General features: G+C 68.4%; 21 protein-coding genes. 15 read left to right on the forward strand and 6 right to left on the reverse strand.

What is annotated here, in order from left to right:
• The first annotated feature begins 125 nt into the window (after window positions 1-125).
• The 7 genes from ML01_RS09020 (at window position 126) to tsaB (ending at window position 9,405) form a co-directional block, all read left to right on the forward strand.
• Window positions 126-1,070 (forward strand): ABC transporter ATP-binding protein, encoded by a 945-nt coding sequence (locus tag ML01_RS09020; RefSeq protein ID WP_058555074.1) that lies wholly within the window; start codon window positions 126-128, stop codon window positions 1,068-1,070.
• Window positions 1,067-1,867 carry an ABC transporter permease gene (locus ML01_RS09025; RefSeq protein ID WP_058555075.1) on the forward strand — a complete coding sequence of 267 codons (801 nt, stop codon included), beginning with the start codon at window positions 1,067-1,069 and terminating at the stop codon, window positions 1,865-1,867. Before ML01_RS09020 ends, ML01_RS09025 begins: the two co-directional genes overlap by 4 nt.
• Before the next feature lie 160 nt (window positions 1,868-2,027).
• Window positions 2,028-4,457 (forward strand): penicillin-binding protein 1B, encoded by a 2,430-nt coding sequence (gene mrcB, locus ML01_RS09030; protein ID WP_058555076.1) that lies wholly within the window; start codon window positions 2,028-2,030, stop codon window positions 4,455-4,457.
• A 3-nt stretch (window positions 4,458-4,460) separates the two neighbouring features.
• Window positions 4,461-5,402, forward strand: coding sequence for a tetratricopeptide repeat protein (locus ML01_RS09035; protein ID WP_082674092.1), 942 nt, complete (start codon window positions 4,461-4,463; stop codon window positions 5,400-5,402).
• A gap of 25 nt (window positions 5,403-5,427) precedes the next feature.
• Entirely contained in the window at window positions 5,428-7,401 is a 1,974-nt protein-coding gene (locus tag ML01_RS09040; RefSeq protein WP_058555078.1) for an ATP-dependent DNA helicase, read from the forward strand.
• A 362-nt stretch (window positions 7,402-7,763) separates the two neighbouring features.
• The gene (locus ML01_RS09045; RefSeq protein ID WP_058555079.1) at window positions 7,764-8,717 is read left to right on the forward strand and encodes a hypothetical protein; all 954 of its coding nucleotides are present in this window, start codon (window positions 7,764-7,766) and stop codon (window positions 8,715-8,717) included.
• 13 nt (window positions 8,718-8,730) lie between these two features.
• A complete protein-coding gene (gene tsaB / locus ML01_RS09050) occupies window positions 8,731-9,405 on the forward strand; it encodes a tRNA (adenosine(37)-N6)-threonylcarbamoyltransferase complex dimerization subunit type 1 TsaB (protein ID WP_058555156.1) in 675 nt (224 codons plus the stop codon).
• A gap of 231 nt (window positions 9,406-9,636) precedes the next feature.
• Here tsaB and ML01_RS09055 read toward each other — a convergent pair whose 3' ends face one another.
• Window positions 9,637-9,891, reverse strand: a complete 255-nt coding sequence (locus ML01_RS09055) for a hypothetical protein (protein WP_058555080.1) — start codon at window positions 9,889-9,891, stop codon at window positions 9,637-9,639.
• A gap of 205 nt (window positions 9,892-10,096) precedes the next feature.
• Between ML01_RS09055 and ML01_RS09060 the strand changes: the two genes are divergently transcribed.
• Window positions 10,097-10,903, forward strand: coding sequence for a ferritin-like domain-containing protein (locus tag ML01_RS09060; RefSeq protein WP_058555081.1), 807 nt, complete (start codon window positions 10,097-10,099; stop codon window positions 10,901-10,903).
• 226 nt (window positions 10,904-11,129) lie between these two features.
• Here ML01_RS09060 and ML01_RS09065 read toward each other — a convergent pair whose 3' ends face one another.
• A complete protein-coding gene (locus tag ML01_RS09065) occupies window positions 11,130-11,894 on the reverse strand; it encodes a UDP-2,3-diacylglucosamine diphosphatase (protein ID WP_058555157.1) in 765 nt (254 codons plus the stop codon).
• 62 nt (window positions 11,895-11,956) lie between these two features.
• Window positions 11,957-12,448, reverse strand: coding sequence for a peptidylprolyl isomerase (locus tag ML01_RS09070; protein ID WP_058555082.1), 492 nt, complete (start codon window positions 12,446-12,448; stop codon window positions 11,957-11,959).
• 263 nt (window positions 12,449-12,711) lie between these two features.
• On the opposite strand from ML01_RS09070, the gene cysS reads away from it, so the two are divergent.
• The gene (gene cysS / locus ML01_RS09075) at window positions 12,712-14,103 is read left to right on the forward strand and encodes a cysteine--tRNA ligase (protein WP_058555083.1); all 1,392 of its coding nucleotides are present in this window, start codon (window positions 12,712-12,714) and stop codon (window positions 14,101-14,103) included.
• Window positions 14,104-14,107: 4 nt separating this feature from the next.
• A complete protein-coding gene (locus tag ML01_RS09080; protein ID WP_058555084.1) occupies window positions 14,108-15,184 on the forward strand; it encodes an SGNH/GDSL hydrolase family protein in 1,077 nt (358 codons plus the stop codon).
• 36 nt (window positions 15,185-15,220) lie between these two features.
• On the opposite strand, the gene folD is transcribed toward ML01_RS09080, so the two are convergent.
• Window positions 15,221-16,069: a bifunctional methylenetetrahydrofolate dehydrogenase/methenyltetrahydrofolate cyclohydrolase FolD gene (gene folD, locus ML01_RS09085; RefSeq protein WP_058555085.1), complete on the reverse strand. Its 849-nt coding sequence runs from the start codon at window positions 16,067-16,069 to the stop codon at window positions 15,221-15,223.
• A gap of 895 nt (window positions 16,070-16,964) precedes the next feature.
• Here folD and ML01_RS09090 point away from each other — a divergent pair.
• The 3 genes from ML01_RS09090 to ML01_RS09100 all read left to right on the forward strand — a co-directional run bounded on the left by ML01_RS09090 (window position 16,965) and on the right by ML01_RS09100 (window position 18,880).
• Complete coding sequence (locus ML01_RS09090; protein ID WP_058555086.1) at window positions 16,965-17,423, forward strand: hypothetical protein; 459 nt, start codon at window positions 16,965-16,967, stop codon at window positions 17,421-17,423.
• Between the two features lie 245 nt (window positions 17,424-17,668).
• A complete protein-coding gene (locus tag ML01_RS09095) occupies window positions 17,669-18,184 on the forward strand; it encodes a hypothetical protein (protein ID WP_156427620.1) in 516 nt (171 codons plus the stop codon).
• A 228-nt stretch (window positions 18,185-18,412) separates the two neighbouring features.
• Complete coding sequence (locus ML01_RS09100) at window positions 18,413-18,880, forward strand: hypothetical protein (protein WP_058555088.1); 468 nt, start codon at window positions 18,413-18,415, stop codon at window positions 18,878-18,880.
• Between the two features lie 227 nt (window positions 18,881-19,107).
• Here the strand turns inward: ML01_RS09100 and ML01_RS31030 are convergent, their stop codons facing one another.
• Window positions 19,108-19,242, reverse strand: coding sequence for a hypothetical protein (locus ML01_RS31030; protein WP_256363631.1), 135 nt, complete (start codon window positions 19,240-19,242; stop codon window positions 19,108-19,110).
• A gap of 516 nt (window positions 19,243-19,758) precedes the next feature.
• Between ML01_RS31030 and ML01_RS09105 the strand changes: the two genes are divergently transcribed.
• Both ML01_RS09105 and ML01_RS09110 read left to right on the forward strand, forming a co-directional pair.
• Window positions 19,759-20,400 carry a C39 family peptidase gene (locus ML01_RS09105; RefSeq protein WP_254045184.1) on the forward strand — a complete coding sequence of 214 codons (642 nt, stop codon included), beginning with the start codon at window positions 19,759-19,761 and terminating at the stop codon, window positions 20,398-20,400.
• Window positions 20,401-20,514: 114 nt separating this feature from the next.
• The gene (locus ML01_RS09110) at window positions 20,515-21,660 is read left to right on the forward strand and encodes a transporter (RefSeq protein ID WP_156427621.1); all 1,146 of its coding nucleotides are present in this window, start codon (window positions 20,515-20,517) and stop codon (window positions 21,658-21,660) included.
• A 234-nt stretch (window positions 21,661-21,894) separates the two neighbouring features.
• On the opposite strand, the gene ML01_RS09115 is transcribed toward ML01_RS09110, so the two are convergent.
• Window positions 21,895-23,502: a hypothetical protein gene (locus ML01_RS09115; RefSeq protein ID WP_156427622.1), complete on the reverse strand. Its 1,608-nt coding sequence runs from the start codon at window positions 23,500-23,502 to the stop codon at window positions 21,895-21,897.
• Window positions 23,503-23,911: the final 409 nt, after the last annotated feature.

The following is a 23,911-nucleotide window of genomic DNA, read 5'->3' on the forward strand; positions in this document are numbered from 1 at the left end:
GCCCCGATCCGGCCCCGATCCGACCTCGCCCGCGCCCTTGCAATGCACCGGGGCAGCGTCCAGCATACGGGCGCCCTGCCGCCGGCGTTGGTCGAAGCGGCCCTGACCCGCACCTTCACCACCCCATGCATGCGCTCGCCGTCGAACAACTTCGCAAGGTCTACAGCACCGGCTTCGAGGCGCTGAAGGGCGTCGATCTGAGCGTGCCGGAGGGCGACTTCTTCGCGCTGCTCGGCCCGAACGGCGCCGGCAAATCGACGCTCATCGGCATTATCACGTCGCTGGTGAACAAGACGTCCGGCTCGGTGCGGGTGTTCGGTCGCGATCTGGAGCGGGAGCCGGAGGCCGTGAAGGCGGCGCTCGGCGTCGTGCCGCAGGAATTTAACTTCAATCTGTTCCTGCCGGTGGCGGAGGTGGTTATCAACCAGGCTGGCTACTTCGGCATCCCGCGCCGAGAGGCGAAGGTGCGCGCAGAGATGCTGCTGCGGAAGCTCGATCTCTGGGATCGCCGCCGCTCGGAGATGCGGCTCCTGTCCGGCGGCATGAAGCGCCGGCTCATGATCGCCCGCGCGCTGGTGCACCGCCCGCGGCTGCTGATTCTGGACGAGCCCACCGCGGGCGTGGACATCGAGATCCGCCGGACGATGTGGGACTACCTTCGGCAGCTCAACGCCGAGGGCACGACCATCATCCTGACGACGCACTACTTGGAGGAGGCCGAGAGCCTCTGCCGGCATATCGCGGTCATCGACCGCGGCCGCATCGAGGCGGTCGCCGAGACCGGCGCGCTGCTCGCCAAGCTCGACACGGAGATCTTCGTCTTGAACCTCAAGCAGCCGCTTAAGTGCCTGCCGAGCCTGCCCGGCTTCGCGCTGACGCAGTGCGATGCGACGACACTGGAGGCGGCGCTGCATCGCAGCCAGTCGCTGACGGAGCTGTTCGCGGCGCTCGCGCGCCACGGCATCGAGGTGGGCAGCATGCGCAACAAGCAGAACCGGCTGGAGCAGCTCTTTTTGGAAATGGTCCAGCGCGGACGCGGCACCAGAGCGGCCGCAGCACAGGCCGCATGAGCGCCCGGGCGGGCCTGGCGCTCGCGCGGTGGCACCGCTACTGGATCACCTTCGCGACGCTGCTCAACAAAGAGGTGCTGCGCTTCTCGCGCATCTGGGTGCAGACCATTCTGCCGTCGGCCATCACGACGACGCTCTACTTCGTGGTGTTCGGCCGCCTCATCGGCGAGCGCATCGGCACCATGGACGGCTTCGCGTACATGGACTTCATCGTGCCGGGGCTGGTGCTGATGGCGGTCATCACCAACGCCTATAGCAACGTGGTCTCGTCGTTCTACTCCAGCAAGTTCTCCCGCTATGTCGAGGAGCTGCTGGTGTCGCCGGCGCCGCCGTGGGTGATCCTGGCGGGCTATGTGGCGGGCGGGGCCATCCGCGGCGTTACTGTCGGCGTGGTGGTGATGCTCGTGGCCATGCTGTTTACGGACCTGGCGCCGCACAGCCTCGGCATCACGCTGCTGGTATTCGTGCTGACGGCGGTGCTGTTTGCGCTCGGCGGCTTCATCAACGCGGTGTATGCAAACAGCTTCGACGATATCTCCATCGTGCCCACCTTTGTGCTCGCACCGCTCACCTATCTCGGCGGCGTGTTCTACTCCATCGATCTCCTGCCGGGCTTTTGGCAGACGCTGTCGCTGCTGAACCCCGTGCTGTACATGGTGAATGCGTTCCGCTACGGGCTCCTCGGCACATCGGACATCCCGCTCGGCATGGCCTTCGTCATCATTCTGGCCTTCATCGGCGTCTTCACGTTGGTGAGCCTCAGGCTGCTCGCGCGCGGCGTGGGCATCAAGCATTGACCGGCGGGGGGCTGTCATGCGTCCGGAGCGTGTTAGAATTCAAATGCAAATAGGCATTTAAGCCACTGACGTGCAACGCGGCTCGGGCCAGACTGAGCCGGTACCCGGTGGCCTGCCTTCACCCGAAGTCGGCTCGCGCCGCCGCAGACGAATCCCGCCCATGGCCAGACAGACGCTCCGTACCCCCAACACCCGCCGTCGGCCGCGCCGGCGCCGAGAGGGCATCAGCCTCATGGGCCTCGCGGTGCGCGCGATGGTGCTGCTGGCCCTCGGCGGCGGCCTCGCGCTCGGGCTCTACGGCGTGCATCTGGACAAGGTCGTGCGCGCCAAGTTCGAGGGCAAGCGCTGGGCGCTGCCCGCACGCGTCTATGCCCGCCCGCTGGAGATCTACACCGGCCGCACGCTGTCGGTGGCAGGCCTGGCGGGCGAGCTTGCGCGTCTCGGCTACCGCAAGGACGCGCGGCTCGCCCGCGCCGGCAGCTATTACATCGATGGCGAGCGCGCGGCCATCCGCACGCGCGCGTTCCGCTACTGGGACGGCTACGAGCCGGAGCGCTATATCAGCGTCGATTTCACCGGCGGCGTCGTCAACGAGGTCGCCGACGGCGGCGATGCGACGCCGCTCGCGCTGGTGCGGCTCGACCCGGCGCTCATCGCGAGCATCTACCCCACCCACAACGAGGACCGCGTGCTGCTGCGGCGCGAGCAACTGCCGCCGCGGCTGGTCAAGACGCTCCTCGCCGTCGAGGACCGCAAGTTCTACCAGCATCATGGCGTGGACCCGCGTGGCATCCTGCGCGCCGCTGTCGAGAACATGCGCGCCGGGCGCACCGTGCAGGGCGCGAGCACGCTGACCCAGCAGTTGGTCAAGAACTTTTACCTGACCGAGGAGCGCACGCTGGAGCGCAAGCTGAACGAGGCCTACATGGCCGTGCTGCTCGACCTGCGCTACGACAAGGACGATATCCTGACCGCCTACGCCAACGAGGTCTACCTGGGGCAGGACGGTAATCGCGCCATCCATGGCTTCGGGCTCGCGAGCCAGTTCTATTTCGATCGCGAGCTGGACGAGCTCGACATCGCCCAGACGGCCATGCTGGTGGGCATCCTCAAGGGACCGTCCGAGCTCAATCCGCGCCGCAAGCCCGAGCAGGTGCTCGCGCGGCGCAACCTGGTCATTGACCTCATGGCCCGGCACCAGGTCATCAGTTCGGCCGAGGCCGAGACCGCCAAGCAGGAGCCCATCGGCCTGGTGGAGGGTGGAGCGAAGCCGCGCGGCGACTACCCGGCCTTCATCGACCTGGTGCGCCGCCAACTGCGGCGGGATTATCGCGACGAGGACCTGCGCTCCGAGGGGCTGCGCATCTTCACGACGCTGGACCCGCTGACGCAGGAGCAGGTGGAGGCGGCCGTGCGCGAGCGGCTGCCGCAGCTCGACCGCTCCCGGCGCCTGTCCGTGGGCACGCTCGAGACCGCCGCGGTGGTCACATCCGTGGCCCAGGGCGAGGTACTGGCGCTGGTCGGCGGGCGCGACCCGAGCTACGCCGGCTTCAATCGTGCGCTGGACGCCGTGCGCCCCATCGGCTCGCTGATCAAGCCGGTGATCTATCTCAAGGCCCTGTCGCAGCCGGAGCGCTGGTCGCTGGCGACGCCGGTGCGCGACGTGCCCGTCAACCTGCGCGTCGCCGGCAAGCTCTGGCAGCCGAAGAACTACGACCACAGCGTGCACGGCAACGTCCCGCTGTACCGTGCACTCGTGAAATCCTACAACCTGGCGACGGTGAACCTGGGCCTGGAGCTCGGCATCGATGAGGTCGCCGCCTTCCTCAAGGAGCTGGGTGCGGTGCGCGACATCGATACGGTGCCGGCGATGCTGCTAGGCTCGGTATCGCTGCCGCCGGTGGAGGTCGCGCAGGCCTACCAGACCATCGCGGCCGGTGGCTTCCGCGCGCCCCTGCGCGCGATCCGCGAGGTCCTCGACGCCTCCGGGCGGCCATTGAACCGCTACCCGCTGGCGGTGGAGTCCGTGGTCTCGGCGGAGGCCGCGTATCTCACGCAGTGGGCCATGCGCCGCGTCGTGACCCAGGGCACCGCCACCTGGCTGAACAAGCGCCTGCCGGCGCGGCTCGCGGTCGCCGGCAAGACCGGTACCACCAACGACATGCGCGATAGCTGGTTCGCGGGCTTCAGCGGCGACAAGGTCGTCGTCGCCTGGGTCGGCCGTGACGACAACAAGCCCATGGGTCTGAGCGGCTCCACCGGCGCGCTCCGGGTCTGGGGCGACATCGTCGCGAGCGTCGATACCGAACCGCTGCGGGATCTTGCGCCGGACGGCATCGTCGCTTCCGGTGCCTGCGGGCAGGCGTTGCCTTACATCGCCGGCAGCGGCGGCGCCTGCGGCGGCAGGACGCGCTCCGCGGTTGCGCGGCAGGGCGAGCCGAGCCGCAAGTCCCAAGCCCCGGCGGCGCCGGTGGTGGCGCAGGAGCAGACACGGACCGAGCGTGCGCCGCCGCGCGCACAGGCAGAACGCAAGCCCGAGCGGCCGAAGCGCGAGCCGAGCCCCTTTCTCAGCGATTTTTACGGGAACTGAGTCATGACCAGAGCAGCCTTGGCCCTCCCACTGGCACTGACCCTCTGCACGCTTGCCGGCTGCGCGGTGCCGGAGCGCACCGAGCCGCCGGCGCCCGTGATCGAATCCAGCCAGCGCCCGGCCGCCGCCCCGGCGGTGGTGGAGTCGGTTCCGGAGCCCAAGCCGGCGCCGCCCAAGCAGCCGGCAAAGCCGGCAGGCCCGCAGCCGACCAAGGTGTACGCCTACACGCCGCCGGAAAAGGTGCCGGACCCCGCTCCCAAGCCGCCCGAGCCGCCACCGGCCACCGCGCCGCGCGCGGCGTCTGCGGCCCAGCCCGCGCCGAGCGTGGCGCCCGCCGCCCAGCCCAAGCCGGCGCCCGCGCCGCCGGCACCGCGTGTCTCGACGGTGGACCCGCCCAAGCCGAGCCCGGCGCCGGTGACGCCTGCGCCGGCGCCGCAACCCGCGGCCGCACCCGCACCGCGGGTCGCCGAGGCTGCGCCACCGGCCCCTGCGCCCGCCGCACCGCCGACGCCGGCGAGCCCCCCGCCGGCGACTCAGCCCGCGCCGGCGCCGACGCCGGCAGCGCCACCGGCACCGGAGACGGTCGCACGCGCGGCGCCTACACCGGAGCTTGCGCCGAGCGGCATGCCGCCCGCCGTGGAGGCGCTGGCCGCCCGCGCCGAGCAGCAGCGCCAGTCCGGCGACTACGGCGGCGCCGCCGCGACGCTGGAGCGGGCGCTGCGCATCGACTCGCAGCAGGCCTACCTGTACAACCGCCTCGCCCGGGTGCGGCTCGAGCAGGGGCAGGGCACCCAGGCGCGGAACTTTGCCGAGCGTTCCAACGCGCTGGCCGCGGACAACGCCAAGCTGAAGCAGAACAACTGGGACATCATCGCCACCATTCGCCGCCAGAGCGGCGATGTTGCGGGCGCCGTCGAGGCGGAGCGCAAGGCCACCGGCGGCTGACGGTCTTCGCCGGGGGTTGCCGTCGATGCCGGACGTGGCGGCGGACCGGCTCGACCAGGTCTTCGGGCCCGGCGGCCTGTTGGCGCAGGCCGTGGACGGCTTCACGCCGCGGCCCCAGCAGCAGGCGATGGCCGAGCGGGTCGCCGCCGCGCTCGCCGACGGCGAGACCCTGGTCTGCGAGGCCGGTACCGGCACCGGCAAGACCTTTGCCTATCTGGTGCCGGCGCTGCTCTCCGGGCGCAAGGTCATCGTCGCCACCGGCACCCGCAATCTGCAGGACCAGCTCTTCCATCGCGATCTCCCGACCGTGCGGCGCGCCCTCGGCGTGCCGGTGCAGGTGGCGCTGCTGAAGGGGCGCGCCAACTATCTTTGCCGCCACCGCCTGGAGCGCGCCGTCGCCGAGCCGACGGCACTGCGCCCCGAGGTGCGCCGGGACCTGGGCGCCGTGCGCGACTGGGCCGCGGCGACCCGCCTCGGCGACATCGCCGAGATGGCGCTGCCGGAAGACGCTGCCATCTGGCCGGTGGTGACCTCCACCACGGATAACTGCCTGGGCCAAGACTGCGCACAATGGCAGCGCTGTCATCTGGTCGATGCGCGGCGGCGGGCGCAGGAGGCGGACCTCGTCGTCATCAACCATCATCTGCTCTGCGCGGACATGGTCCTGCGCGAGGAGGGCTTCGGCGAGGTGCTGCCGAGCGCCGACGCGGTCATCGTCGACGAGGCCCACCAGCTCGCGGATATCGCGAGCCAGTTCTTCGGCCAGTCGTTCAGCAGCCGGCAGGTGCTGGACTTGGCGCGGGAGCTGCTCGCCGCCTACCGGGGCGAGGCCGCCGACATGCCGCAACTGCGCACGCTCGGCGACGCCCTGGCCGCCGCGGTGCCGCGCATTCGGCTTGGTTTCGGCGCCCCGGAGCGCCGCGGTGCCTGGCAGGAGGTCGGCGGCATGGCGGACGTCGCCGACGGGCTCACGGAGCTCGACGAGCTGCTCGGCACGGCGGACGCCGTGCTGGAACCGCTCGCTGGCCGCTCGAAGGATTTGGATCAATGCAAGGCCCGCGCGGCCCTGCTGCTGCTGCGGCTGCGGGGCATCGTGGAAGGGGGCGACGCTGCGCAGGTGCGCTGGTTCGAGCTCCACGGCCAGGGCTTTCGGCTGCACCAGACACCGCTCGACGTGGCCGATGTCTTTCACAGCTACCGCGGGCGCCAGCACGCGGCCTGGGTGTATACCTCGGCGACATTGGCCGTCGGCGGCTCCTTCGCGCACTTCGCGGCCCAGGTCGGCGCCGCCGACGCCGCGACCGCCTGTTGGGACAGCCCGTTCGACTATCGGCGCCAATCGCTGCTGTTTCTGCCGCCAGACATGCCGGACCCCGCCGCCGCCGACTACGACGCCCGCGTGGCCGACGCGACGCTCAATGTGATTGCGGCAAGTCGCGGTCGCGCCTTCTGCCTCTTCACCAGCCATCGCGCGCTGCGCCGTGCAGCGGCCCATTTTGCGGGGCGCCTCGGCTATCCGCTGCTGGTGCAGGGGCAGGCGCCACGCGGGGAGCTTGTCGAGCGCTTCCGCCGGCTCGGTGACGCCGTGCTGCTCGGCACCTCGAGCTTCTGGGAAGGCGTGGACGTGCGTGGTGAGGCGCTGTCCTGTGTCATCATCGACCGGCTGCCCTTCGCGCCGCCCGGCGATCCGCTGCTGCAGGGGCGCATCGAGGCGCTGCGTCGGCGCGGCGGCAATCCGTTTCGGGACCTGCAATTGCCCAAGGCCGTGATTACGCTGAAGCAGGGCGCCGGACGCTTGATCCGAGATGCCGCCGACCGCGGCGTGCTGGTACTCTGCGATCCACGGCTCTTGCAGCGCGGCTACGGGCGGGTGTTCCTCGAGAGCTTGCCGCCGATGGCGCAAAGTCGGGATTTCGCCGACGTTGTGACATTCTTCAATGCGCCGGAGGCGTTGTCGAGCAATCTGTCTCGGATTGGTTGTGCGCCAGTCAGCACCTAGGAATGATGTTTTAAACTATAGTTGACGGCGGAAAAGAACAAAGCGGTTGGGATGCGCCACCTGGGTCGCATCCGCCTGGCCGGGGTCACGGGTCATCGGACGGCACCGCGCGTTGGGCGCCGTCGGCTCGCTGCCTACGACGCCCGCTGCGCCGCGGGCAGTCAAGTCCGCTGGCCTCCTAAGGAAAGAACCGCACGCTGCTGGGAAATGGGCCGGACGCGACGTATTTGCGTTCCGGCAATGTGCTTCGGTCCCGTGGGTCGTGCCAAGACCCGGTCCGGGGACCCCGATGCGCGCCCGCCGTATGACATCCGGCGGCGCCGCAACGGCGCGAAGCAGCGCCGGGCAGCTAGAGATTGCCGATGCAGCAAGAATTTTCCATAGATCCGCAGTCGCGGGCGGTGTCGGCACCGCGGATCGACAGCGCGCCGATGTCCGCGGATGCCGTTGCCGAGCGCCTGGAGCATCTGGGCGGCCTACCCTTGAAGCAGGCCCTGCCCATGCTGCTGCTGGAGCTGAGCCGGCTGCGCGAGGCGCGCATGGACGCCGAGGAGCGCGTCGAGCTGATGCAGGCCCTCAAGCGGCCGGTGCTGAAGGCCGCGGCGAGCCTGCCGAAGCCGACGCCGGGCTCGCGCACGGCGCTGCGCGCCGCCGAGGGCATGACATTGGAGCAGCGCCTGATCCACATGATGATCGGCAACCTGCGCCAGACGCTGTACGACTACGATCGTGCCCAAGGCAGCCGTTTGGTGGAGGACGACGGCCGGCGTGTGTGGTTGTTGCAGCAGGTGTTCCGATTCTTCGTCCGGCAAATGCGCTATGCCGTGGACTGGGAGCGTCCCTGGCCTGTCCACACGTGGCAGGACCTGCACGACCTCTTCGTTTACCTCGTCGTGCGCGGCTCGGTGCCGCTGGACTCGGCCTTCACCGTGGCCGTTTTCGACGATGAATTCGACGCCGCCGTCGAGTACAAGCGGCTCCTGCTGCTCGGGCTCGTGGACGGGCTGACCCAGCGGCGGGCCCAGACAGACGCGTATTTTCACCTGCTCAAGCGCTGGGCCGCCGACAGCAGCCTCGTCGAGCCGGAAAAGGCCATGGGACGGCAGGACGTGATCGCGGTTCAGGTCACCCAGGACGCACCACCGCAGTTGGTCCGGGGCAAGCTCACGATCTCCTTCCGTGGTTGGGTGCTGCGCCCGGCGGAGGGCTGCGTCAGCTTCATTGCACAGATGCGCCGCAGCGGCCGGGTTTCCGCGGCGGCGGGCGGGGGCGCAGAGGCCGCCCTGGAAGCGGGCGCGGCGCAGCGGCAGATCTGACCGGGGCATGATGATGCGAATCCTCGCCCTCGACACCTCGGCGGGTCATTGCTCGGCTGCGCTCTTGCAAGACGGGGAGCTGACGCAGCGCCTCGAAGCTGCCGCGCGTCGCCACGGCGACCTGCTGCTCGGCATGCTGCAGGAGCTGCTTGCCGCGGCCGGCCTGCGGCCCGCGGACCTTGATGCCATTGCCTTCGCTCGCGGCCCCGGCTCCTTCACCGGCCTGCGCATTGCCGCAGCCGTTGTCCAGGGCGCCGCGTTCGCGGCGCAGAAGCCCGTGGTCGGCGTCTCCACCCTGGCCGCCCTGGCGCAGGGCTGCCGGCGCACCGCCGGGGCGGAGCAGGTGCTCTGTGCCCTCGATGCCCGCATGGGCGAGGTCTACTTCGGGGCCTATGCCGCCGATGCCGGCGGCTTGATGCGGCCCATGGTCGAGGATGTCGTCTGTCTGCCCGCCGACATTCCGGTGCCCGGGCCCGGGCCCTGGTATGCGGCAGGCAGCGGTTGGGGAGCGCATGGGGCCGATCTGCTCGCCGCGCTGCACAGCGCGCCGCTGGCCAGCGACATCGAGCGCCCCTGCGAGGCACAGGACGTCGCCGTGCTCGCGGCCGATGCCTACGCCGCGGGTCAGACCGTGGACCCCGCCGACGCGGTGCCTGTTTATCTGCGGGATCGGGTCACCAGCGCCTGATCGGCGGAGCCGAATTTAGGGCCGAGGGCCGAGGGAGCCCGCCTCGGCCCTCGGCCCTTGGCCCTTGGCCCTAGATTCCTTGTCGGTATCGGGATCGGTCGCCACTCGGTTCGATTTCGATTTCGATAGCGATTTCGATAGCGATGAGCACGACTCGTTGGTCTGAGGCGAAGCTCGCTAGGGCCTAGGGCGCACTCCTCGGCCCTTGGCCCTTGGCCCTCGGCCGCCGCCCTAAGACTCCGATGTCGCCACTCTATTGTGCGGGTGCCCCTGGTGCCGGCAGTGCCGCCGCATGCAACTGACCACGTAATGCCATAGCGTCACCGCGACGGCGGCGGTGCCGGCGGCGGCGATGGCGGCGCGCGGCCCGAGCCCGAGATCGGACAGGCCGAGGGTGAGGTAAGTCAGAAAGCCGATGACGCCGGCGATGACCGCGATCATGATGAACGGCAGCGGCGATGATGCACACTGTGGGCAAAGCTTCATGGCTGTCCTCCGATGTTGTTGGGCATGCTCCCTCGGCCCTCTTGATTTCAGTTCTCTGTGGATTACCGATGAAGGTTAGCGCATCGGCTCGCGCGGCGCGATGGGGCGTGCGTGATATCGAGATGCACGGTGCCGTCCCGCGACGACCACTGCTGCCGTGTCTCGCCCATGTCGGCCCGCCGACGACGCTGCGGGGCGCCGGCCGATGACCGCCTGTGCCTTGCTCACCGCGGCGGCAGGCTGCCTCGCGGAGCCCGATCCCGATGCGAAGGTGGCCAGCACCCGGGCCACGGCGGCGCGCGTGCTGTCCGGCGAGCTCGTGCGCGGGCCTGCGGGCGGGCACCAGCCGGTCGCGCTGCCCGGACGACCGCAGCAGCCGGTGCTCGTGGCGCCGCGGGAGTTGCACCAGCGCGGGCTCGACCGGCCCGACGGGCGCGCCGCACTGATCCACGCTGTCGCGCATATCGAATTCAACGCCATCAACCTGGCCTGGGATGCCGTGCAGCGCTTTCCGGACATGCCCGCCGAGTTCGCTCGCGACTGGGCTAGCGTCGCCGATGATGAGGCCCGGCACTTCACGCTGCTGCGCCAACGGCTCCGAGAGCTCGGCTGCGACTACGGCGACTTTCCGGCCCACGACGGGCTCTGGCACATGGCCCGGGACACGGCGTACGACGTGCTCGCGCGCATGGCGCTGGTGCCGCGTGTGCTCGAAGCACGCGGGCTCGACGTCACACCGGGCATGATCAAGCGCCTGCGCAGCGTCGGCGACGGGGCCACGGCGGACTGCCTCGTCATCATCCTGCGCGAGGAGGTGCGGCATGTGGCCATCGGCAGCCGGTGGTTTCGCTGGCTCTGCGAGCAACGCGGGCTGCCGCCCCAAGAGACCTTCTTCCGGCTCTTGGCGGAGCACCTCGGCGGGCGGATGCGCTGCCCGCTGAACCGGCCGGCACGCCTGGAGGCGGGCTTCGACGAGGCCGAGCTGGCCCGTCTGGAGGCGCTCTGCGGATAAGTCGCCGGAGTCATGCCCCGGCGGCCGGAGTTGCCCTGCGCAGGTGCGCTTCACTCGTCTTCGGTCACATCCCGCGCCGCTGGGGGACGACGCGACGCCCACAGTCGCGTGACTTCGGCAGTGTTGCATTGGGGAAACGCCGAAGTATTCGGCGTTTCCGGCTGGGCATCCTGCCCAGCCATTGTCAGTGCCGTTACAAGGCACTGACAATGAAGGAGCCGGCTCCCTAGGGCAGGACGGGCTCGCGCGTGAGCCGTCCGTCTGCCGCCACCAGCACCTCGCCGCGCTCCGGGCGCCAGTCCGCGAGCACGTGCCGGTGGGCCGTATGCCCGTCCATGTCGATGCAGTGGTCCGCCGGCCGGTGCGTGTGGCCGTGGATCAGCCGGCGCACCCGGTGGCGGAGCAGCCGCTCCAGCACGGCGTCGGCATTCACGTCCATGATCTCCGCCGGCTTGTCCGCCATGGCCGCGGCGCTCTTGCGCCGGTAGTCCGCGGCGGCCTGCCGTCGGCGGGCCAGCGGACGGCGCAGAAACAGCCATTGCAGCAGCGGATTGCGCACCTTGCGGCGGAAGCGCTGGTAGGCGACGTCGTCGGTGCAGAGCAGGTCGCCGTGCATCAGCAGTGTCGGCTCGCCCAAGAGCGCGATGCGGGTGGGGTCGCGCAGCAGCGTGCAGCCGGTGCGGCGCGCGAAGCGTCGGCCAAGCAGGAAGTCGCGGTTGCCGTGCATCAGCAGGCAGCGCGTGCCGGTGCCGGTCAGCTTGGCCAGCGCCGCCTCGATGTCGCCGTGGCTGCTGTCGTCGTCGCCGATCCAGGCGTCGAACAGGTCGCCTAGGATGTAGAGCGCCCGGGCGCCTGCCGCGCGTCGTTCGAGGAAGCCGAGGAACAGCGCCGTGAGCGCCGGCGCCTCGGCACTGAGATGCAGATCGGAGATGAACAGGGTCTCAGCGTCGCGCGTGCCGCCGCGACGCTGAGCTGATGGGGGGCCGGCCAGGGGACCGGGCAGTGGGGCCGATGTCGACACCGCCCGGACCTGACCGCCGGATCGCGACGGCCTCAGCCTTCGACGACCTCGGCCTTCTCGAGCACGACATCCTGCATCGGCACGTCCTGGTGGCCGTGCCGGGAACCGGTCTTGACCCCCTTGATGGCGTTCACCACGTCCATGCCGTCCACGACCTTGCCGAACACGCAGTAGCCCCAGCCGTCCTGGCCTGGATAGTCCAGGAAGCCATTGTCGGAGACATTGATGAAGAACTGCGAGGAGGCCGAGTGCGGGTCGTTGGTGCGCGCCATGGCGACGCTGCCGGTGACGTTCTTGAGGCCGTTCTTGGCCTCGTTCTCGATGGGCGCGCGGGTCGGCTTCTGCACGAAATCCGTGCTCATGCCGCCGCCTTGGATCATGAAGCCGTCGATGACGCGGTGGAACAGCGTGCCGTCGTAGTGGCCGTCACGCACGTACTGCTCGAAGTTGGCCGCGGAAACGGGCGCCTTGTCGTGGTCGAGGGCGATGTGGATGTCGCCGTGGTTGGTGGTCAGCTTGATCATGCGGGGCTCCTGATTGGATGCGGTGATTGGATGCGGGTGATTGGATGCGAAATTCTTGGCGGCGCGCCGCAGGCGTGCTGACGTTGCCAAAAGGTGTTCGATACCGGGCCACCCTTGGCGCGGCATCCGCGACGATACAGGCGAGCATGCTAAGGGTTTTCGCCGCCAGGGCAAAACCCCTGACCGACCTCCGTCGTTTTTCGCTGGTATGCGCTTTGCTAACATCGCCGACTGTTCCGTCTTCCGCGCCCAGCCCAAGTGCCATGCTCCACATCTACAACACCCTGACCCGCCGTAAAGAACCGCTCCGCCCGTTGGAGCCCGGACGCGTGCGCATGTACGTGTGCGGCATGACGGTGTACGACTTCTGCCATCTCGGCCACGCGCGGGTGCTCGTGGTGTTCGACATCGTCTACCGGCACCTCAAGCGTCTGGGGCTCGATGTCACCTACGTTCGCAACATCACGGACATCGACGACAAGATCATCCGCCGCGCCGCCGAGAACGGCGAGGCCATTGAGGCGCTGACGGAGCGCTTCATCGGCGCCATGCACGAGGACGCGGACCGCCTAGGCGTGCTGCGCCCGGATGCCGAGCCCCGCGCCACCCTGCACATGGCCGAGATCCTGGCCATGATCACCCGCTTGCTGGATCAAGACCATGCCTACGTCGCCGGCAACGGCGACGTCTACTACGCGGTGGCGAGCTTTCCGGGCTACGGCAAGCTCTCGGGCAAGGACCCGCAGGACCTGCGCGCCGGCGCCCGCGTCGAGGTGGGCGAGGCGAAGCGGGACCCGCTGGACTTTGCGCTGTGGAAGGCCGCGAAGCCCGGCGAGCCGGCCTGGGCCTCGCCCTGGGGCGCTGGCCGCCCCGGCTGGCACATCGAGTGCTCGGCCATGTCCACCGGCTGCCTCGGCAACCACTTCGACATCCACGGCGGCGGCGCGGACCTGATGTTTCCGCACCACGAGAACGAGATCGCGCAGAGCGAGGGCGCCACCGGCGAGCCGTTCGTCAACGTCTGGATGCACAACGGCTTTGTGCGCGTGAACGACGAGAAGATGTCGAAATCCCTCGGCAACTTCTTCACCGTGCGCGAGATCCTGGCGCGCTACCAGCCCGAGGAGGTGCGGTATTTCATCCTGGGCAGCCACTACCGCAGCCCGCTCAACTACGACGACAGCCAGCTCGACGCCGCCCGCGCCGCGCTGACCCGGCTCTACACGGCATTGCGCGAGCTGCCGGCGGATGCCGAGCCCGCCGGCGGCGAGGGCTATCGCGAGCGCTTCGATGCGGCGATGGACGACGACTTCAACACCCCGGAGGCGCTCGCCGTGCTGTTCGACCTCGCGCGCGAGATCAACCGCCTGCGCGGCCAGGATGCCGTGGCCGCCGCCGCACTCGGCGCGGAGCTGCGTGCCCTCGGCGCCGCGCTGGGGCTCCTCGGCCAGGACGCCGAGGCCTATCTCAAGGCCGGCGCCGGCAGCGCCGCGGGCGGCCTGGCGGATGCCGACATCGACGCGCTGATCGCCCGGCGCAATGCCGCGCGCAAGGACCGGAACTTTGCGGAGGCGGACCGCCTCCGCGACGAGCTGACGGCCGCGGGCATCGTGCTGGAGGACGGCCCCGGTGGGACCACGTGGCGGCGTGGCTGAGGCGATGCACATCGATTGTCCGGCGTCGCGGCCAACGCGCCGCGCGCTGACGCAGGTCTGGCGCCTGGTGCGCCACCCGCGCAACGGCCTGCTCAGGTTCATCGCCGGGCGGCGCACCGAGTCCATGGAGCGCTTCCTGGCGCGCCTGGAGGCGGCCGTGGAGCCGGAGTGGATGCTGCGCCCCTACGTGGCCACGGCCATGGACGAGCACGCCAGCATGGACCCGCGCGCCGCACCGCGCGAGGGCCGCGTGGTGATGGACGCGGCCGAGCTCAGCCGCACGCTGGAGCTGCTCAACTCCTACTCCCGCCGCTTGCGCAGGAACCGCTACGCGGCGCGCATCGCATCCGGCTGGCGGGGCCTTCGCATCGTCTCCGAGGGTGACTCGTGGTTCCAGTTTCCGCTGCTGCTCGAAGACATCATCGACCATCTCGCCGCTCGTCATGCCGTCTTCAGCCTCGGCAAGGGCGGCGACACGCTGAGCACGATCTACGCTGAACGCCACGCGGAGATCTTTCCCGCGCTGGAGCAGGTCCAGCCGCATTGCTTTCTGATCAGCGGCGGCGGCAACGACATGGTCCGCGACGGCGGCCTGGCGGCCCTGGTGCGGGAGCTCATGGACAGCGTCGGCCCGGAAGACCACCTGCACGAGAATCTGGAGGACTTCATCGCCGATCTGCTGCGCTGTTATCGGCTCCTGTTCGAGGAAATCGCACAGCACTGGCCGAAGCTGCCGATCCTCTTCCATGGCTACGACCGGCCCATCCCGCGCGATGACATCTGGCTCGGGCAGCCGTTGGCGCATCGCGGCATCCAGGACGCCGCGATGCAGCGCGCCGTGATCGCCGCCATCATGGACCGCTACAACGAGGCGCTCGCCGAGCTGGCGCGCGAGCTGCGGCAGCGCCCGGAGCGCCCCATCGAGGTGCACCACGTCGATTGCCGCGGTGCGATCCGCGACCACGAATGGGCGGACCCGATGCACCCGGATGATTACGGCTTCGCTAGGGCCGCGTGCCTGGTCGATCGCAAGATCAAGCAACTGATCGACACCGGCGTGATCAGGCTCGCGACCGCTTGAGCGGCCCCGCCGGGTCCGAGCCGCGCCCGCACCGCGCTACGCGCGCACGCGCAGCGCCGCCGCTTGCAGCGTGTTCTCCAGCAGGCTCGCGATGGTCATGGGGCCGACGCCGCCCGGCACCGGCGTAATCCAGCTCGCGCGCTCCGCCGCGGCGGCAAAGTCCACGTCGCCGCAGAGCTTGCCCTGCTCGTCGCGGTTCATGCCGACGTCGATGACGATGGCACCGGGCTTGATCCAGTCGCCGGGTACGTAGCGCGCGCGGCCCATGGCCACCACCAGCACATCGGCCGCCCGCGCCTTGTCGGCCAGGTCCTTGGTGCGGCTGTGGCAGACGGTGATGGTGCAGCGCGCCGCCAGCAGCTCCAGCGCCATCGGCCGGCCGACGATGTTGGACTGGCCGATGATCACGGCGTCCAGCCCCTCCAAAGACTGTCCGGTGCGCGCGAGCAGCGTCATGACGCCCTTCGGCGTGCACGGGCGCAGCAACGGCATGCGCAGCGCAAGGCGGCCGACGTTGTAGGGGTGGAAGCCGTCCACGTCCTTCGTCGGCAGGATGCGCTCGATGACGGCCTCCGCGTCGATCTGCGGCGGCAGCGGCAACTGCACCAGGATGCCGTCGATGGCCTCATCGGCGTTCAGCCGGTCCACCAGCGCCAGCAGCTCGGCCTGTGTGGCATCCGCCGGCAGCTCATGCAGCTCTGAATAGAAGCCCACCTCCGCGCACGCCTTGCGCTTGTTGCGCACGTACACCTGCGAGGCCGGGTTCTCGCCGACCAGGACCACGGCGAGCCCCGGCGGGCGTTCGCCCGCTGCTGCAACCTGCTCCTTCACCCGCTTGCGGATATCTGCTGCCGTTGCGGTCCCGTCGAGGATCTGTGCGCCCATGCCATTGCTCCGGTCGTGATGCCGTCGGTCAGGTGAGCATCATCCGAGCCCCGCTTGCGCCGTGCAAGTGGTTGCTTGCGCCGAGCGATGTCATCGCGGCCGCACGGCGATCCCTGACACCGACCCTCGATGCCGGACGAACATTCACCGAGCTGACCGTTGCGGCATGCGACGAAACCGCTGCGGGCACAAGTGCCTGCTGCGCGCGCGCGTAGGCAATTGTGCCCGCCATGTAAACAGAGTGCTTCCATGCATCGTCATGCGGAAAAAGGTGAGCCCGCGTCATCCGGGGTAACCCGTAGTTAGGGCGAGGTCATTTGCTTATAGAAGCTATGAAGCGACATGCATGCATGCGGTTGGGGGGCTCCCGACGCAATTGTAGATGCGACCAAGTTATGCAAATTGCGTATATAGGATGCGGCTGGAGATCCTTGCCGCAAACGCTCGGTATGCCCTGGTTTCGGCGAGAGCCTAGGGGCCTCCTTGATTGCCTGGCGGTACTTTCGCCGGTGGTTGAGTAAACTCTTGGACCTAATGCCGGAAGTGCGTTCCTTACCGCCATCTAATGGTGTCCGCCACTGCTAGGGTATTCACCGACCATCGGCTTCGACGAAGTGCCCATATTCACGCGAATCGCCGCGTCTATACTGCGCACGTCGGCAGCGTTTCGCGCATGGATATCGGCGTCGCACAATCAGGAGCGTTCGCCGTAATCGACTTGCGTGATTGCCGATCAGCGCTGCTCGCTTCGGGGACGGGCGCGGCTTTCCAAATTGGAGTCGCAGTGCGGGCGCGAGGACGACATTGTGAGTGTGCCGATTAAACATTGCGACCAACCAGTGAAAAACCGGGGAGCATCATGAAGACCACGGGAATGAATCAACGAGGCCTGGCTATGTTGGGCCTGTTGGCGTGCATCGGTGGATCCAACGTCTACGCCGAGGCGTTCGTGCTCCGCGATGCCCAGTTGGATGCCGTCGTCGCCGGTCAGGCCGTGCGGCCCGAGGCAGTGACGGTTGCCGACGCGCGGGCGGAGGGGAGAAACGCCTTTTCGTATACGAGGACCTTCGCCGCCATCGACGTGTCGGAGGAAACCCCTGCGCTGTCTACGGCGCTCAGCTCCACCTATGTAACCAACTACGGTGTCGCTTATGCGACCGGTCGTGGTCCCGGCGCCAGTCACAATGCCGTCACGGCGGGGCTCAATCAGCAGGCGGGCCCGACCGCGGGCCCGGGGTTGCGCATCCACAACCATGTGGGCCGCCACAGCAGTTACTCGGTGGTCAGTGGTTCATCCGTGACAAGCCATGTGATCGACCGTCACGCCATGATCCAAAGGCACCGGCCCTGGTGAGGGTCTGACGGGCGAGGGCGCGGTGGCCCTTCCCGCGGAGGTCCCTCCTGCGGACGCTGAATCCGGGTCAGGCCGCGGCGGCGGTCCAAATCCCGGAGTGTCGTCCGAAACGAATCCAGTCGGCCGCTGGCGCGCAAACTGCGGCCGCCAAGATTACTCGACGGGCTAGCTCGGCACGTCGGGTAAGTACCGCCTGCCCTGCGCAGGCAATCGACGATGAAACCCAACCCGCTATGGAGATGATGATGAAGAAGCTGATCATTGCCGCAAGCACCGTGTCCCTGTTGGTCTTTGGTGCGTCCGTCAGCGCGGAGCAGCGCCTTAGCGCCGCCGAGATGGACGGCGTCACGGCCGCCGGCTTCGCGGAGTACTTTGCCAGCGCACGCGCCCGCGGCGTGGAGTCCGTCACCGAGGTCGAAACCTACGGCGATACCTACACGGTTGACACGGCCCGCGTCCCCGCTCAGGTCGGTGGTATCGATGTCGTTCGCTCCGAGGGTGGTGCGCGCACGTACGCGTACGCTCGCGGCAGCTTCGCCGAGGCCGACGGCTACGTCGAGGGTGATACCGAGGGCACATTGGCGTCGGACACCTACGGCGACTCGATGGCTGACGCCGACACCACGGGTGCTCTGCGCCCCGGCTCGCGCGTTTCCGCGTACTCCTACAACTACGGGGTGTCGAATGCTTCGGAAATCGTGCTCGGCCGCACCGCTTCGGCCAACAGCAGCGCCGGCTCGTCGGTCATCATCGGCAACTAAGCCTGCTTGACGCGTCTCGACCGCAAGGTTGATCCCGCGCGTCGCAGACCCTACGCGCCCGCGTAGGGTCTGTTTGCTTATCTGACATCAATGGAACAACGGGGCAATGGGACAACGGGGCATCGCTTGGGTCCCGGCGGTGCGCGAGATCGCTGGTGCGCTACGTCGCCCCCCTGCCCGACAGTCGATCAGTCACAGTCGATCAATCATGTTTCTGGAGGTCTCGTGATGAATCCTGGTTTCCTTGGCAAGCTGCTGTTCCTCGCCGCCCTCGTCGCCGTGCTGACGAGCGGAGTCGCGAGCGCTCAGCGCGGCGGCTTCGACCGTCCCGACTTCGGCTCCGGCGACTCCGACACCGGGCCGGCGATGGTGGTCCTGAAGTGCGCGGTGACCCACGGCAGCGTCCCGGCGGGCAGCGCGCCGAACGGCAACTGCTCGTGTTCGTCCTCCGGTGAGGGCAGTTCCTTCTGCAGCTGCTCCAGCGGCAGCGGCAGCGGCAACACGGCGCCCGCGGCCGCGCCGAGTCTGGTGGTGTCCGAGATCTATGCGAGCCCGGGCGTGGCGGAGGCGGTGCTGGCGGACGTGGCAGCGGCGGATAGCTGCCAAGCCGCGGTGTCTATGCTTAACGCCAGCGCTGGCAATCGCACCGGCAAGGCTTGCGATTTTTCCAACCTCTGGTGGAGTTGCGAGCTGTAACAGCGGACGCTGCACGCCGGTCAGTGCACCGACGATTACGGCAGGGCGGCTGAGTCGCCCGCCCGCGCATCGTCCTGTTCAGGAAGGGGCGTGCGCCGATCCGCCGGCGACATCCCACGCTTGTGCATCGGTACGAGCCTCATTTCGCCGCAACCCCATGACGTCCTGGACCAACCGCGACATGGGGGGCTCGAATCCATCCACGCCAGCCCTCCGCGCTTCGGACGTTACGCGGTGCGTAGCGCTCGTGCGCGGCCTTCAGGTCGGCAATCATCTTCGGCAGCAACGCGCGCCTGCTCGGGAGTGAGCGTCCGAAGGTAGTCGTCGTCGATCCGGCGCAGATCGCGCTCGCTCAGATGCATGCTGGTGCCGCAGCAGGTCCCCCGTCGTCGGATCTGCGGGTGATCTTGCCGCACCAGGCGAGCTTTACCATGAAAGTCGCGCGCAGCGCGCTCCTTAATCTTCCTCTCCCTCTGGGAGAGGGCCGGGGTGAGGGAAACGGCTATGGCGAGCAGCGCCTTTCATCCTCCGGGGTGGCGCTGGTCGCCATGGCCGTTCGTCTGCAACCCGCTGAGCGCACCCGAAGCGACGCTGCACGCCTATCGGTGATTTTAGGAGCGTGCTCACGGTAACGCACCGACGTTCACCTAGGGGTAGACCCCATTTTGCCTACTTGTACGGTCGGTTCCGCCACGGAGCGGATTCCATCGTGCACAATAGCCACATTGAAGTGCCCAGCGGACCTGATGGCCGACGACGTTTCCTATTCAAACCGCGTCTTCGCTCCGCGTCTCCTCGATGAACGCTTGCAAGCGGTAAGCAGATGTCCTCTGAAATGGCTCCGCGTTCCCGCGTTGACTGACTACGGGGCTCGACCTGTGAGCAAACTGATGAAAGAGACAACTGGCATGTTCCGCTTGTTCTGGCTTTATTGTGCTTTGCTGTGCGTGGACGGTGCGCATGCCGAGCCGGTCCGCTCCGTCCGCTCCCTCATCGAGCAACGCCACGAGAGTGTGGTGTTGCAGGAGTATGACCTGAGCTGCGGTGCTGCGGCGCTGACGACGCTGCTGCGCTACCAGTACGGCGAGCCCGTTACCGAGAAGCAGGTCGCCTTGGCGCTCATCGATCGGCCCGAGTATCTCCGCCAGCCCGAGCTTATCCGGCAGCAACAGGGATTCTCGCTGCTCGATCTGAAACGCTACGCTGACGCTCGCGGCTATACAGGGGTCGGCTTCGGCAAGCTGGATCTGCAAGATCTGGTTCGTCGAGCGCCGATTCTGGTGGCGATCCGAACCCATGGCTACAACCATTTCGTCGTCTTCCGGGGCCGCCTCGGTGATCGTGTTTTGCTCGCCGATCCCGCTTGGGGGAACAGGACGATGACCATTGCGCGGTTCAATAGAGCGTGGATAGACTTCCCCGGCATCGGGCGAGTGGGATTCGTGGTGGAGGCCCCGGCAGGGACACCCACGCGGAATGATCTCGCGCCGCGGGCGGATCTCTTCCCCACACTGAATTGAAAGCGCGGCATCAGGTGCTTGCCACGGCGTTTCGTGCGCGCGTCTTGGCGTCTACATTCTCGCATCAGTGAGTCTATCTCTCGCATAGTTGAGTTTAACTAAGGAGTAGCCGTGGTGATCCGTGCCGCCGAAGAACAATCCGCCCCATCTGCCCCGATGCGCACAGCGCTCGTGCTCGCGATTGCCGCCACGATCGGCGCCGCCGACGCTCTGGCGCAGTCGTCGGAGGCCGCGCTACGTGCAGAGCTGCGCGAGCGCGACCAGCTCATTGCCGATCTGGTGAAGCGCGTTGAGAATCTAGAGCGTCGCGTCAGTGCGGGCGACGCGGCCGGAGAAGCCGTACCGCCGCGCGCCGCGAGCACGGCAGCCGAGGTCGAGCCGGCGCCGCGTGCTGCTTCGGAGCCCGGGGCGCTGGATGTCGATGAGCTGGCCGCCGAGCGAGCCCTCGAGCGGACACTGACCGCGGAGGGTGTCCTGCTGCTTCCCAAGGGCCAATGGGAAGTGGAGCCCTTCTTCTCGTATGCGCGGCGCGAAACCGAGCGGCCTGCCCTCATCGTGACGCCGACGACGCTGGCGCCGGCCACTGCCGAGATCCGTCGGAACGAGTATGACGCAGGCTTGCGGGCGAAAGTCGGGCTGCCGTTCGACGCGCAGCTCGAGCTGGAGTTGCCGTACCGGGTCGTGAATCAGAAGCGCGTACTGCCGGAGGGCTCCGGGAGCTTCATCGCACCGCAGGGCACGGGCTCATCCTTCGGTGATATTCGCGTCGGCTTCTCCAAGACCCTGCTGCGCGAACGCGGCTGGCTTCCGGACTTGGTGGGCCGCGTTGTCTGGGACAGCGACACCGGCAGCCGCACCGACGACGACATCGGACTCGGCATCGGCTTCAACGAGCTGCGCGTCGGTCTGTCGGCGTTGAAGCGGCAGGACCCACTCGCCTTCAGCATCGGCGTCAGCTACGAAACGACGTTCGAGCGCGGCGGGGTCGAACCGGGAGACGAGCTCGCCCTGACACTCGGGACCTCGCTTGCGGTGAGCCCGGAGACGGCCCTGAGCGTCGCGCTGGCGCAAAGCTTCGCGGAGGAAACCAAGGTTAACGGCGTGCCGCTGCGCGACAGCAGCCAGGTGTCTTCGACGCTATTTTTCGGCGCGTCGTCCCTCTTGTCTCGCAACGCCCTGTTGTCTGTCGCGTTCGGGGTTGGTTTGACCGAAGGCGCCCCGGACTACACCGTCAGCGCATCCATACCGTTTCGCTTCTGACGGTCAGTCGTTCCGGACTCGGCGCCGGCCGTTTCCGACGCCGGCTCCTGCTCCGGCGCGACCGGTCGCCTGTGTTTAGCGTGGACGCAGGCGCCGGCCGCGCTTACCATGAAAGTCGCGCGCAGCTCGCTCCTTAGGTCTCCCTTCTCCCTCTGGGAGAGGGCCGGGGTGAGGGCAACGGCCATGGCGAGCAGCGCCTTTGATGCTCCGGGGGGGCGCTGATCGCCATGGCCGTTAGTCCAGGTCACGCGTTCTGCCGAGAGAACTCCCCGGCGCAGTTTCGATCGCGGCCCGGCTGCGCGGCTTTTGGAGCCAACGATGCCGCCGTTGCAGCAGCAAGGCCCAGCCGAGCACCATCAACAGGCTGCTCGCCGGGAGACTCACGGCCGAGCGAATGCCGCCGTCCGGTCCGGCGCCGGCACCGGCACCGGCAAGAGACAAGAGGCCGGTCACGCCCCGGGTGAATCGCTCGCTCCAGTTCAGCGGCGCGGCCGAAGGGGTGCCGAAGAAGAGGGCCGGCATCCCCGGCGTCGTGAAGTCGATTTGGCTCAGGAATGCGTTCAACCACGATGATGCAGTGACATCGGCGTCGATGACGGACATGATCGGCGCGAAGAACGTGAAGCCGTGCAGGTCTTCCAGGCTCGGGTCGTATACGAGCGTGGGCAGCTCGGCCGCCAGCAGCAGCCGGCCGCCCGCATCCTTGAGGCGGAATTGGTCCCCCGCGAAATAGTGCAGCCCCGCCGACATGCCGAGGTAGCCGAGCGGATCGATCTCGATGCTGCCGCCGGAGACTGGATCCTCTTGCATCTCAGGCCCGGCCAAGGCGTCGCCGGCGGCGTCCCAGAGCTGCGCCGCGGGAATCGGGTCGATGGTCAGCCGGCCGGTCGCGGGGTCCCAACGGACCTTCGGTGCCTGCTCGCCATCCTTCAGCACCACCGTGCCCAGCGCGCTGCCCCACTGCACGGTAGCGAAGGGCGGAACCTCCTGTGAGGACTCGCGGTGCTCGATGCGAACTTCGATGTTGAGTGTATCGTCCGGGCCGGTGACGGGCAGAAGCGGGATGCCCGCGCGAAGCGGCGCCGCCGGCTCGTCCCAGAGACCCAGCAGCACGCCGTCCGTCGCGAGGTTCGCCGCCAGCCAGCCGGCCCCCTCGAACGGCTTCGTCGCGCTGGACCGAACGGCGAGCTTCCCGTTCAGCATCTGGATTCCGAACTCCACCCGATCTCTGCGGGTGTGGTCGCCGACGCGCTGTTCGACGCTGATGCTGTGCCGAACGCTCCCGATGGCGTTGAAGGATTGGGTCGCGAGGCCGAGCAGGTCGAAGTCCCAATCGAACGCGAGGATCGGGCTGTCCGCCGTCGCGGTCGGCCACGTGCCGCTGGCGCTGGCTATTGGCGCGAGCTCCACCGCCCAGTCGATGTCGGATCGAGCGATGGCGCGACCGAAATAGGGCCCTGATTGCAGGGCTTCCGCTGCCGTCGCGTGCGTCGCGCGCACCCTAAGCAGCCGCGTCGCGGCTGCAGTCGCCGTTCGGTCGTTCTCGGGCGGGTACTCGGTTGCGCGCACCGAGGCCATGGCGTCCGCCACATGAGCGCTGGAGCCGACCGCGGGCAACAGCTCGGCACCCGTTGTCAGCGAGGTGCGCGATTCGCTCAGCGTGAACGTCGCGGCGGTCGTCTTCACACGCAGGCGCTCCTTCGGGGGCGCCCCCGCACCGATCGACGGCACGACGACGCCGATGTCACCCGGCGCCAACAACCCTACCTCAAGCAGGAAGCTGCTCTGCGTGCCGGCCCAGGGGAGGGGCGTCGCTGCCGCACCCGCCGACAGGCCGAGCAAGACCAGCATCGTAGCGCGGGGCGGCGGGAGCCGGCGGATTACCCGGCGAGTCTTGCGTCCCGCGCCCGGCCGCGGGGATCGCGGCTGGAGATCGGATACGAGAGATGCGGACGCGGCGCAAAGCCGTGCGGAAGTCGGGCTGTTCAACGGCGGAGCGGGGCCTGACGCCGGGTAGGAGGAAGAACCAACTTTATCGCACGCGAAGCGGCGGCCGCTGCATCCTCTCCTTGCCGAGAAACGGATAGGGATAAGCACTCTCCGGCCTGCGTCGGGTAAGCTCGGGTGCAGTAGCCTGCTGTGTGTTGGGCTACAGAGAGTCTGTAAAGCCCGCGCGGGGGTCGTTGCTGCATTCCTCGCCGAGGCTTGACTGATCGACCCCCCAGCGCTATCCTCCCACGGCTTAGATCGC

Origin of the sequence: Thiohalocapsa sp. ML1 (genome assembly GCF_001469165.1) — a bacterium.
Taxonomy (GTDB): Bacteria; Pseudomonadota; Gammaproteobacteria; order Chromatiales; family Chromatiaceae; genus Thiohalocapsa.

Excerpts from the sequence above, each read along its gene's own strand:
- ML01_RS09040 (WP_058555078.1), top strand. The coding sequence starts at position 5,428 with ATGCCGGACGTGGCGGCGGACCGGCTCGACCAGGTCTTCGGGCCCGGC.
- cysS (WP_058555083.1), top strand. The coding sequence starts at position 12,712 with ATGCTCCACATCTACAACACCCTGACCCGCCGTAAAGAACCGCTCCGC.
- mrcB (WP_058555076.1), top strand. The coding sequence starts at position 2,028 with ATGGCCAGACAGACGCTCCGTACCCCCAACACCCGCCGTCGGCCGCGC.
- ML01_RS31030 (WP_256363631.1), bottom strand. The coding sequence starts at position 19,242 with ATGCATCTGAGCGAGCGCGATCTGCGCCGGATCGACGACGACTACCTT.
- ML01_RS09090 (WP_058555086.1), top strand. The coding sequence starts at position 16,965 with ATGTTGGGCCTGTTGGCGTGCATCGGTGGATCCAACGTCTACGCCGAG.
- ML01_RS09045 (WP_058555079.1), top strand. The coding sequence starts at position 7,764 with ATGCAGCAAGAATTTTCCATAGATCCGCAGTCGCGGGCGGTGTCGGCA.
- ML01_RS09020 (WP_058555074.1), top strand. The coding sequence starts at position 126 with ATGCATGCGCTCGCCGTCGAACAACTTCGCAAGGTCTACAGCACCGGC.
- ML01_RS09095 (WP_156427620.1), top strand. The coding sequence starts at position 17,669 with ATGAAGAAGCTGATCATTGCCGCAAGCACCGTGTCCCTGTTGGTCTTT.
- tsaB (WP_058555156.1), top strand. The coding sequence starts at position 8,731 with ATGCGAATCCTCGCCCTCGACACCTCGGCGGGTCATTGCTCGGCTGCG.
- folD (WP_058555085.1), bottom strand. The coding sequence starts at position 16,069 with ATGGGCGCACAGATCCTCGACGGGACCGCAACGGCAGCAGATATCCGC.
- ML01_RS09025 (WP_058555075.1), top strand. The coding sequence starts at position 1,067 with ATGAGCGCCCGGGCGGGCCTGGCGCTCGCGCGGTGGCACCGCTACTGG.
- ML01_RS09060 (WP_058555081.1), top strand. The coding sequence starts at position 10,097 with ATGACCGCCTGTGCCTTGCTCACCGCGGCGGCAGGCTGCCTCGCGGAG.
- ML01_RS09070 (WP_058555082.1), bottom strand. The coding sequence starts at position 12,448 with ATGATCAAGCTGACCACCAACCACGGCGACATCCACATCGCCCTCGAC.
- ML01_RS09035 (WP_082674092.1), top strand. The coding sequence starts at position 4,461 with ATGACCAGAGCAGCCTTGGCCCTCCCACTGGCACTGACCCTCTGCACG.
- ML01_RS09100 (WP_058555088.1), top strand. The coding sequence starts at position 18,413 with ATGAATCCTGGTTTCCTTGGCAAGCTGCTGTTCCTCGCCGCCCTCGTC.
- ML01_RS09055 (WP_058555080.1), bottom strand. The coding sequence starts at position 9,891 with ATGAAGCTTTGCCCACAGTGTGCATCATCGCCGCTGCCGTTCATCATG.
- ML01_RS09080 (WP_058555084.1), top strand. The coding sequence starts at position 14,108 with ATGCACATCGATTGTCCGGCGTCGCGGCCAACGCGCCGCGCGCTGACG.